Origin of the sequence: Roseovarius sp. S88 (assembly GCF_037023735.1) — a bacterium.
Classification (GTDB): domain Bacteria; phylum Pseudomonadota; class Alphaproteobacteria; order Rhodobacterales; family Rhodobacteraceae; genus Roseovarius; species Roseovarius phycicola.
Map to the genome: position 1 here is coordinate 1,056,243 of NZ_CP146069.1, position 10,414 is coordinate 1,066,656.

Sequence of the window (10,414 nt, forward strand, 5' to 3'; positions counted from 1 at the left end):
GAAAGCCGCGCACAAGCGCGTATGGAGTGTCAAATATGCTTAAGAACGATCTACTGGAACAATGGGATCGCGAAACCTTTTTTCATCCGTCGACCCATCTGGCCGAATTTGCCCGGGGCAATCTGGCGCAACGCGTGATTACTGGCGGATCGGGGTGCCATATCGTGGACCGCGACGGTAACCGGCATCTGGACGCCTTTGCCGGGCTCTACTGCGTGAATGTCGGATATGGTCGTGCTGAAATTGCCGAAGCCATTGCCGAACAAGCCAGGGAGCTGGCCTATTATCACGCCTATGTCGGGCATGGCACCGAGGCCAGCATTACCCTGTCCAAAATGATCCTGGATCGCGCGCCCGACCACATGAGCAAGGTCTATTTTGGACTGTCAGGCAGTGACGCCAATGAAACCAACATCAAGCTGATCTGGTACTACAACAACATTCTTGGACGCCCAGAGAAGAAAAAGATCATCAGCCGCTGGCGCGGCTATCATGGCTCAGGTCTGATGACAGGCTCGCTGACCGGCCTGGAACTCTTTCACAAGAAATTCGATCTGCCGCTGGCTCAGGTCGTTCACACAGAAGCCCCGTACTATTTCCGCCGGACGGATCTTGATCAGAGCGAAGCAGAGTTTGTGGCCCATTGCGTGGCCGAACTGGAAGACCTGATCGAGCAGGAAGGTGCGGACACCATCGCCGCATTTATTGGCGAGCCGGTTTTGGGCACAGGTGGGATCGTTCCACCGCCTGCTGGATACTGGCCGGCCATTCAGGCGGTTCTCGACAAGCATGATATCCTGCTGATCGCGGATGAGGTGGTGACAGGCTTTGGGCGGTTGGGGAGCATGTTCGGTTCGGACCACTACGGGATCAAACCTGACCTCATCACCATCGCCAAAGGACTGACCAGCGCCTATGCGCCCCTGTCAGGCAGTATTGTCAGCGACCGGATGTGGCGTGTGCTGGAGCAGGGCACGGATGAAAACGGCCCAATCGGGCATGGATGGACCTATTCCGCGCATCCCATTGGAGCCGCCGCCGGGGTTGCCAATCTGAAACTGCTTAATGCGCTTGACCTGATCACCAATGCCGGTGCGGTTGGGCAATATTTGACCGCACAAATGGCAGATGCCCTGGCGGATCATCCCCATGTCGGGGAGGTGCGCGGCGAAGGTATGCTCTGCGCGGTCGAACTGGTGCGAGAGCGCGAGGGGCGTGTGTTCTTTGATGCGTCAGAAAAGATCGGCCCTCAGGTGGCCGCCGCAATGGCAGAGAGCGGTGTCATCGCTCGGGCCATGCCGCAAGGCGACATCATCGGTTTTGCCCCGCCATTTTGCCTGAGCCAGAAAGAGGCTGACGAAATCGTGGATGCAACCCGACAGGCGATTGAAACGGTGCTGACTTAAGGCAGCACCGTTTCAGATCGTGTTCTGGACCTTCTGAAAAACCTGCTCGGCACGTTCACAAGTTGCTGTGAACGCCGGTCTCCCGGGCTCATAACAAAGAAAATTGCCCAAAATGGCATGCCTTCCTGCGTCCGGTCGCGACGGGACTAAGGGTTCCCACTTCTTGACATTGAAAAACCGGCCAAGCTCAGCAGGAGCGACTTCAGCGTCTGTACATTGTTGCGCGAGGGCATGACGATGAATGTTATTGCCGAAAACCTGTTTATCGATCCGGCGACTGTGCGGCCGCATTGGAGTTCCATCTTCTCGAAGACAGGCACGTCCAGTCAGATTGAACCGCTGCACAGTGCACCAATTGTCTTTTGCAGTTCGAGGCAACCGGGTTTAGGCTCCAATAGTCTACCCCTTGCCGCATCAATTGGGTGATCCTCATGAGCCACGTCTTTCCCCGCCAGATCACGGCCCCTCCGGTCAAGGCAGTGTCCGCCAAAGGGTGTTACTTCACCGATGAAAACGGGAAACAGTATCTCGATGGGTCAGGCGGCGCGGCGGTGTCGTGTCTGGGACATGGAGATCCTGACATCATCAAGGCCATTCAGGATCAGGTGGCGCAGCTGGCTTTTGCGCATACCGGGTTTTTCACCAGCGATCCGGCTGAAAATCTGGCCGATCTATTGATCAAATATGCGCCCGGTGATCTGGATCGGGTTTATTTCGTTTCGGGCGGATCCGAGGCGGTTGAGGCGGCGCTCAAGCTGGCGCGTCAGTTTCATATTGAAAACGGAGAGCCGCAGCGCCGCCACCTGATTGCTCGGCGACAAAGTTATCATGGCAACACCCTGGGAGCGCTGGCCACGGGTGGCAACGCATGGCGACGGGCACAGTTCGAGCCGATCCTTGTGGATGTCAGCCACATTGCGCCCTGTTACGAATATGTTGACCGTGCCGAGGGAGAGAGCGCCGAGGACTACGGCCTGCGCGCCGCGCAAGAGCTGGAGGATGAAATCCTGCGCCTGGGCACGGATCAGGTGATGGCCTTTGTTGCAGAGCCAGTTGTCGGCGCGACCATGGGGGCGGTTCCTGCGGTTGCGGGTTACTTCAAACGCATCAGAGAGATATGCGACCAGTACGGTGTGCTGTTGATCCTGGATGAGGTCATGTGCGGCATGGGGCGCACGGGGCATCTCTTTGCCTGTGAGGCGGATGAGGTTTCACCTGATATTGCCTGCATCGCCAAAGGGTTAGGCGCGGGGTATCAACCCATCGGCGCCATGCTGTGTACGTCGAAAATCTATGACACCATCGGCGCCGGGTCCGGTTTTTTCCAACATGGTCACACTTATCTGGCGCACCCTTCGGCCTGCGCTGCGGGGTTGGCTGTGGTCAATGCCATTTTGGACCGCAATCTGCTGGCGGCGGTGCAAACCCGCTCGGAACAGCTCTTTGCCGCGCTCACCGACGCCTTTGGTCAGCATCCTCATGTCGGTGACATCCGGGGCAGGGGGTTATTTGCCGGGGTTGAGATTGTTGAGGACAGAGAGGCCAAACGGCCTTTCGATCCAACCCTGAAAACCGCAGCTCGGCTCAAGAAAGCTGCTTTTGAGGCTGGTCTGGTCTGTTATCCGATGGGCGGCACACGCGATGGGCGGATGGGTGATCACATCCTGCTGGCACCGCCGTTTGTTATCAGCGAGCCGCAGATCTCCGAACTGGTCGACAAAATCGGATCCGCATTCAAACAGGTTGATCACGTCTCGGTATGATCCTGCCGTAAAAGAACCCGCGGCGCGAGGCCGCGGGTTAGACCGGGTGTGAGTGGCGGTCTTGGTCAGGCCTGAACGGCCTTCATAAATCTATCTTTGATCACAACGGGATCCATGGTGATCACCGGCATCTTGGCATTGCCGCTGTCGCATTTGACGACCATCACGGTCATTTTCTTGCTATCAATGGCATCTTGCAGAGCCTTGCCAGTGTCGACGTCCTGCACCTCAACCACATTCTCGCAACCCGCCGCGCGGGCCATGCCCGCTAGCGAGGTTTTCTTGCCGGTATAGGTCGGCTGATCCCCGGTTGAGCCATAAGAGCCGTTGTCGATGATCATCAGGATGTAATTGTCGGCCACATTGTTCGCGATCGTGGGCAGGGTGCACAGGTTGGTCAGAACCGAGCCATCACCGTCGATGGAAATTACGGTCTTGTCCTGTGCGAGTGCTAACCCCAGGCCAATGGAAGACGACAACCCCATCGTGCCCAGCATGTAAAAATTCGTCGGCTGGTCATCAATCGCATGAAGCTCTTGGGAGGGAATGCCGATGTTACAGACGACAAGCCGATCGCGCAGGATCGGGGCGATTTCTTTGAGAATTTCAGAACGGATCATTGGTCGCCATAGCCTCCCCAGAAGTTGGCATCGGTCAGGATGGCCACAGGTTTGTTGCACATGAAGGTGTATTTCAGAATGTTGTCGAACTCTTCGACGTCCCGCTGCCAATGGAAGTGGTAGGTTGGGATGTTGAGCTGCGCCAAGAGCGCTTTGGTGTGCACCGCCATTTCCACCTGACAGGCCACCGGCTCACGCAACTCGCCGCGATAGGAAATGATCATCGGCAGCGGCATGTGGTAATACTGAATGAGCGTGGCCAGAGTGTTGATCGTCACACCAATCGCCGTGTTCTGCATGATGATGGCCGGACGCTTGCCGCCCATGTGCGCACCCGCGCACAGGCCCATGCCCTCGTCTTCCTTGTTGGACGGAATGTGATAGATGCCGTCGCGGTTCTCGACCTCTTCGATCACACCGGCGAGCTGCTTGCAGGGCACAGTGGTGACAAAGGAGATGTCGTTGGCGACAAGATCATCAACGATCTTCTTGTCGATATTCATCTGAGATAGCCTTTCGGTTGGAGCGCCTCGGCGCTGTGTGGCGTTACATGCTATTGATCGGGATAGAGTACGATTTTCGGATGTGCGACGTGGCCTGCGAGCAGATCCTGAAAGGCTTGATAACCATCGGATAGAGTGCGTTTGTCAAACCAATCGAGCGGACCAAGGCGGCTGTCAAAAATGGCCTGCGCCGTGTCTCGGAAATCTTGGGTTGTGTAGGTATAGGTGCCGATAAAAGTGATCTCTTGCAGGGTCATGCGTCGGGCATCGAGGCCCCCGGCATCCTCGCCCAGACCGACATGCGCGATCACGCCTCCGGGTTCCGCCATCGCAGACGCGGCAGCACGGGTTGCGGCATAGCCCACGGCGTCGATGATGATGGGAAACGTGCCCTCGGCTTGTGCGATGGCCTTTTGGTTGCACGTATCCTGCAAGAACTTACGCCGCGCATCGTTCGGCTCCGAAAGGGTGATGTCATCAACCCCCATGGCCTTGAGCGCCAGCGCTGCGGCGAGCCCAATCGCCCCGCCGCCGATAACCAAAGCGCGCCGATCCTGATACGGATGCAGGGCCTCAAGCGCCAGACGTGCGGCGTGCCAACTCACCGCCAACGGCTCAGCCAAAGCGGCCTTATCAAGCGCTGTGTCCTTCGGCACTGTGATAAGGTTTTGCTCCGGCATCGCGACAAGCTCGGCAAAGGCCCCTTCGCGCGGTGGCATGGAGATGATCTGCCGGGTTGGACACAGGTTTTCACGCCCCGATGTGCAGGCCGGGCAGGTGCCGCAAGTGACCAGCGGATTGATGGTGACGCGATCTCCTGCACGCGGGCCTCCAACAATCACGCCTGCCGCCTCATGCCCCAGAATAAGCGGGGCCGGGCGGCGATTGTCATGGCCCAGATAGGCATGCATGTCAGAGCCGCAAATGCCCACGGCGGCGACACGGATGAGATGCTCTCCGTCACGTGGCGCGGCATCAGCAACGTCCCGGTAGCCCATCTGCTCCACACCGTCATAAACCAGCGCCTTCATTTCGCGGTGAACCCCCCGTCGACCATGAGAACCTGTCCGGTGACGTAGCCTGAGGCCTCGGAGCACAAGAAAAGTAGCGGCCCGTCGATGTCGCGCAGCTCTCCGTTGCGGGCAACACAGGTTTGCGCAGCGTTGCGCGCGGCCCGGTCGGCATCACCGAATACGGCTTGGGTCAATTCGGTTGGGAAAAATCCGGGACCAATCGCATTGGCCATGATGCCATGCGATGACCACGCCTCGGCCATCGCACGCGTGAGCTGGGCGATGCCGCCTTTGGATGCACCATAGGCGATGCCACCGGGAAAGGCGCGCGTGGTCTGCAGCGAGGCGAAGTTGACGATGCGGCCCCAACCCTTGGATTTCATTGTCGGCACAAAGGCTTGGCTCAAGAAGAAGGGAGTGGAGAGGTTCAGCGCCAGCGTTTGGTCCCATCCTTCCGCCGTGACATCATCGGCAGCTTCTCGGGTGTTGATGCCGGCTGCATGAATAAGAATGTCAGGTGCACCAAAGGGTGCTGCAATCTTCGCCACGACGGTGTCGAGATCATCCCTGTTCGACACATCTGCGACGACCGTTTCAATGCCGACGCCAACTTCCGCTTTAAGATCCTCCAGCGCCTCTTTGCGCCGTGCCACGCCAATCACGTAAGCTCCGGCAGCGGCCAAGGTCACAGCGGCGCGACGCCCCAATCCCGAGCTTGCGCCAGTCACGCAAGCCACATGGCCTGTCAGATCAAACAGATCGCGTGGGTCTTGTTCGGGATCACCCATCGGCACTTAGATCGAAATTTTCGCGGGGGAAATATTTGGCCAGACGCACATCCGCCGCACGGGCATGTCCTTCCATCCCCTCCAGACGCGAGATGCGCGCCGTGGCCTCAGCCACGGATTTGGATCCTTCGCGTGTGGCGCGCTGCCAGGTGACGATCTTCATGTATTTGTGCACGCTTAGACCGCCTGTGTAGCTTGCAGCCCCTGACGTTGGCAGCACGTGGTTGGTGCCGGTGGCTTTGTCGCCATATGATACGGTGGTTTCTTCACCGAGAAACAGAGAGCCGTAGCAGGTCAGACGGTTCAGCCACCAATCAAGGTCTTCGGCCTGTACCGTCAGGTGCTCGGGCGCGTAGTCATCCGAGCAAGCCGCCATTTCTTCGCGGTCGGCACACACAATCACTTCGGCATAGTCGCGCCATGCGGCAAAAGCGTTGTCGCGGTTAAGCTCGGGCAGGTCTTCGATCAGGCCGGGAACCAAGTCCATCACCTTCTCGGCCAGGTCACGTTGGTCTGTCACCAGCCAGACTGGCGAGTTGTACCCATGCTCGGCCTGGCTGACGAGATCTGTGGCCACGATATGAGCGTCGGCTGTGTGATCAGCCAGGATGAGGCTGTCCGTAGGGCCGGCAATCATGTCGATGCCAACCTTGCCAAACAGGATGCGCTTGGCTTCGGCCACGAATTGGTTTCCAGGTCCCACCAGGATGTTGGCCTTGGGCAAGCCAAAGAGACCATATGTCATCGCCGCAACGCCCTGAACCCCGCCCATGGCCATGATTTTATCCGCACCGCAAATGTGCGCGGCGTATACAATCGCCGGGGCAATCCCGACGCCGGGGCGCGGGGGAGAGCAGGCGGTGATATGGCGACAGCCTGCGACCTTGGCGGTGGTCACGGTCATGATGGCACTGGCGATGTGGCTGTAGCGGCCACCGGGCGCGTAACACCCGGCAGCGTCCACTGGGATGGCTTTCTGACCGGCCACAAAGCCAGGCAGGATTTCCATCTCGACATCCGCCACAGTCGACTTCTGCATTTCCGCAAAGCGGCGCACATTGTCATGGGCAAACTGGATGTCGGCCTTAAGCTTATCCGGCACCTGCTCACAAGCCGCGTCAATCTCTTGCTGCGTCAGAAGGGTGTTGCCGTCGTATTGATCGAACTTCGCAGCATATTCCAGCGCCTTGGCATCACCGCCCGCTTCGATGTCGGACAGGATTCCTTGCACAGTGGCATGCACTTCTGACGCGTCAGACTTGGACGTCAGTGTCGCTTTCTTGAGGTATTCGCGGGACATGGTGGTCGTTCCTTGGGTCAAACTGGGCAAACAATGCAGGTCTTTGCACCGGCAACGGGCAGAGAGCAAAGGGCGTGTCGCGGTCGTAGATCAAAAGCCATGTCTCACCCCCTTCGAAGAATCAGCCTTAGACTGTGTAAGCGCTTACATAATTTATGCAAGCGCTTACATCAAGCTGTTTCAATGTATGTGTTTCATGCTATGTGGGTTCCGAAATGCCCTAGGAAAGGTCCGATCTCTGTTATGGTCAAACCAGCGCCGACCCTCGACGATGTTGCCAAGATGGCCGGAGTGTCCACGGCTACAGTGTCGCGCTGCCTGAATGAGCCGGGCAAAGTGATTGAAACCACGAGAGACAAAGTGATGAAGGCCGTCGATGCGTTGGGCTACACACCGAATTTCGCGGCGCGGGTTATGGCGGCCAAACGGAGCTTTACCATTGGCGCCATCGTCCCGACCCTGGACAACGCCATTTTCGCCAAAGGTTTGCAAGCCTTTCAGGAAGCGTTGCACTCGCGGGGTTACACGCTTTTGGTGTCCAGTTCCGCCTACAAACCTGTTGTCGAAAAAGAACAAATTCGCACATTGGTGGCGCGAGGGGCGGATGGGCTATTGCTGATTGGATATGAACGCGAAGACCAGATCTACACCTACCTGGCGCAGCAAAATGTGCCTGCCCTGGTCGCATGGGCGTTTGATGCAAATGGGCCGGTGCCATCGGTTGGTTTCGACAACCACGCCGCGATGTACGCAATGGCCACCGAAGCGATTGATCGCGGCCATCGCCGGTTGGCCATGATTTCGGGCGCATGCACTGGCAACGATCGTGCGCAACGACGCCTGGACGGTGTGAAGGATGCGATGGCGGCCAGGGGGCTGTCACCCGATGCTCTTGCCGTTATCGAGACGGCTTATACGATCGAAGCGGGCGAGGCGGCGTTTGCCCGTCTCATGGCGCGCACACCCCGCGCCACGGCCGTCATCTGCGGCAACGACCTGCTGGCGGTTGGGGCGCTGCAAACGGCCAAGTCGCTTGGGCTTGATGTGCCGGGAGACGTCTCCCTCACCGGGTTTGACGACATGGAGCTGGCGCGCATTGTGCACCCGACACTCACAACCGTTGCGGTGCCGCATCGTGAGATGGGCCAGACCGCTGCAGATGAATTGATTGCGATGGTCGAAGGAAGCAGTCCCGGAAGATCGCGCTTGCTTGAGACACGTCTAGTCCTGCGGGCTTCGCTGGCCTGACCTGCCGACAAGGCAGCGTTCGCGGCCAAATTTGCGTTCAATTCTTGGTTTTACCCCGCGTCGGGTCACAGGGTTAGCCAAGTTTGGCCACGAGTTCTCCACATTTGCACCGCCCTTATAGAGAGCGGGATTGGGTTGATCTCGAAGACCACCCTTTCTCGCCGGGTTAAGGTAACGGGGAAGACGATGAATCTTGAACCGCAGCGCAGTGGTATTGAGTTGCCCAGCGGGACACAACTCCTAAGGGGGCAGTACGTCATCGAACGTCCGCTCTCGCAGGGGGGTTCGGGATTACCTATCTTGCCCGCGACAGCCTGAAGCGCCGTGTGGTCATCAAGGAATGCTTCCCCCAGGATTTATGCACACGCGCCGCGCTTCGGGTTTGCCCCAAGTCTGAACAGTTCACCAAGCGTTTCGACACGGTGCTCGATCAGTTCAAACACGAAGCGTACCGCCTGGCCGCGCTGGAGCATCCCGGCATCGTCCGCGTGCATCAGGTGTTTGAGGAGAACGGAACAGCCTTCCTCGGCATGGATTTTGTGAATGGCGAAGACCTGTGCACGATTGTCGAAGAATTTCCTGAGCGGTTGGATGGTGCTACGCTTTTACAGGTCGTGACCGAAGCGCTCGAAGCGGTTCAGTACACCCACGAACAGGGGATCCTGCACCGCGACCTGGCGCCTGACAATTTCATCATTGACGCGCGCAACCGAGTGACGCTGATCGATTTCGGGTCTTCGCTAGAAGCTGAGAACCAGGCTCAGACTGCTAGCAGCAAGCTATTGGCGGTGAAAGATGGGTATTCGCCGTTTGAGTTTTACGACGAAGCGGCTCAGCATGATGTCGTTAGTGATATCTATGCGTTGGGTGCAACCTTCCACTATCTGGTGACCGGCTATACCCCGCCAGATGCTGAAATCCGCCGTCAGTCCGTAGAGGCCGACCGCCAGGATCCGTTCGAGCCGTTGCGCGGCGTGGACTGGGACCTTGATCAGGGATTTTTGAACCTGATCAACCAGGCTCTGAACATTTACCCGCAGGATCGCATCGCGAGTGCGGCACAATGGCTTCAGCATTTGAATGCGGCCCCTGCGGCGCAGCTTCAGTCTCAACCTCAGCCGCAGGCCCAAGTGCAGGCGGCTGTCCCCGCAACACCAGATCCGGTGTTGCATGTGCAGCCGGACACACCAGCCCCGGCTGTGGACGCACCCAAGCCGCTGCACGCGCCGGTGAAGGATGCGCCAGTGTCCGTGCCTGACCCTCGCGTCAAAGCATCGATGCCCACTGAGACCGAAAACAGCCCAAAACAGAAGACACTGGCTGCCGCACCCCCGCCGGACCCAACGGCGATCCCACTCGACGCGCCGGAAATCGTATCAAAGATTTCTCAGCTCGTGTCCGACACCAATAGCAAGTTCAAACCCGGTGTCCCGCAATTGCTTCGGACCGCTGAGGATGTTGAGCGTGAGCAGGCGGCCAAGGCAGAAGTTGCAAAACCAAAATCGCAGCCTGTCGACATCTTTGGCAATCCGATCGAAGACGTGGATGCGTTCCTGGCCGAACAAGACGGAACCCAGCGTGGCAAGAAACGCAAGTCGAAAAACAAAGCAGGCACCAACTCCCAAGACCCGAGCATGGAACAACATGCCGATTCAGAAGGCCGTGACCCGAACGACCCCAAGCCTGCGCGCAAAGGCGCGATGGGTCGTTTCTTTAACAAACTTCTGCCCGGAAAAGAGTCAGGCGACTCTGTTGTTCTCCAGAACTAAAGGA

10 protein-coding genes are annotated in these 10,414 nt (G+C 58.2%); 5 read left to right on the top strand and 5 right to left on the bottom strand.

Annotated features, from left to right (window positions below):
* Positions 1-35 precede the first annotated feature (35 nt).
* From RZ517_RS05440 to RZ517_RS05445, 3 genes are all read left to right on the top strand, one after another.
* Positions 36-1,406 (top strand): aspartate aminotransferase family protein, encoded by a 1,371-nt coding sequence (locus tag RZ517_RS05440; RefSeq protein ID WP_338550449.1) that lies wholly within the window; start codon positions 36-38, stop codon positions 1,404-1,406.
* Positions 1,407-1,643: 237 nt separating this feature from the next.
* Positions 1,644-1,832 (top strand): helix-turn-helix transcriptional regulator, encoded by a 189-nt coding sequence (locus RZ517_RS18385; protein ID WP_422395563.1) that lies wholly within the window; start codon positions 1,644-1,646, stop codon positions 1,830-1,832.
* A gap of 5 nt (positions 1,833-1,837) precedes the next feature.
* The gene (locus RZ517_RS05445) at positions 1,838-3,169 is read left to right on the top strand and encodes an aspartate aminotransferase family protein (RefSeq protein ID WP_338550451.1); all 1,332 of its coding nucleotides are present in this window, start codon (positions 1,838-1,840) and stop codon (positions 3,167-3,169) included.
* Between the two features lie 65 nt (positions 3,170-3,234).
* Here the strand turns inward: RZ517_RS05445 and comE are convergent, their stop codons facing one another.
* From comE to hisD, 5 genes are read right to left on the bottom strand one after another with little or no spacing between them, the layout of a single operon-like run.
* Entirely contained in the window at positions 3,235-3,789 is a 555-nt protein-coding gene (comE, locus tag RZ517_RS05450; protein WP_338550452.1) for a sulfopyruvate decarboxylase subunit beta, read from the bottom strand.
* Positions 3,786-4,292 carry a sulfopyruvate decarboxylase subunit alpha gene (comD, locus tag RZ517_RS05455; RefSeq protein WP_317055355.1) on the bottom strand — a complete coding sequence of 169 codons (507 nt, stop codon included), beginning with the start codon at positions 4,290-4,292 and terminating at the stop codon, positions 3,786-3,788. The genes comE and comD overlap by 4 nt, the downstream gene beginning before the upstream one ends.
* A gap of 50 nt (positions 4,293-4,342) precedes the next feature.
* Positions 4,343-5,323, bottom strand: coding sequence for a zinc-dependent alcohol dehydrogenase (locus RZ517_RS05460; RefSeq protein ID WP_338550453.1), 981 nt, complete (start codon positions 5,321-5,323; stop codon positions 4,343-4,345).
* The gene (locus tag RZ517_RS05465) at positions 5,320-6,093 is read right to left on the bottom strand and encodes an SDR family NAD(P)-dependent oxidoreductase (protein WP_338550454.1); all 774 of its coding nucleotides are present in this window, start codon (positions 6,091-6,093) and stop codon (positions 5,320-5,322) included. The genes RZ517_RS05460 and RZ517_RS05465 overlap by 4 nt, the downstream gene beginning before the upstream one ends.
* Positions 6,086-7,393 (bottom strand): histidinol dehydrogenase, encoded by a 1,308-nt coding sequence (gene hisD, locus RZ517_RS05470; RefSeq protein ID WP_338550455.1) that lies wholly within the window; start codon positions 7,391-7,393, stop codon positions 6,086-6,088. The genes RZ517_RS05465 and hisD overlap by 8 nt, the downstream gene beginning before the upstream one ends.
* A 243-nt stretch (positions 7,394-7,636) precedes the next feature.
* Between hisD and RZ517_RS05475 the strand changes: the two genes are divergently transcribed.
* Positions 7,637-8,641: a LacI family DNA-binding transcriptional regulator gene (locus RZ517_RS05475; protein WP_338550456.1), complete on the top strand. Its 1,005-nt coding sequence runs from the start codon at positions 7,637-7,639 to the stop codon at positions 8,639-8,641.
* A gap of 326 nt (positions 8,642-8,967) precedes the next feature.
* Entirely contained in the window at positions 8,968-10,410 is a 1,443-nt protein-coding gene (locus RZ517_RS05480; protein ID WP_338550457.1) for a serine/threonine protein kinase, read from the top strand.
* Positions 10,411-10,414: the final 4 nt, after the last annotated feature.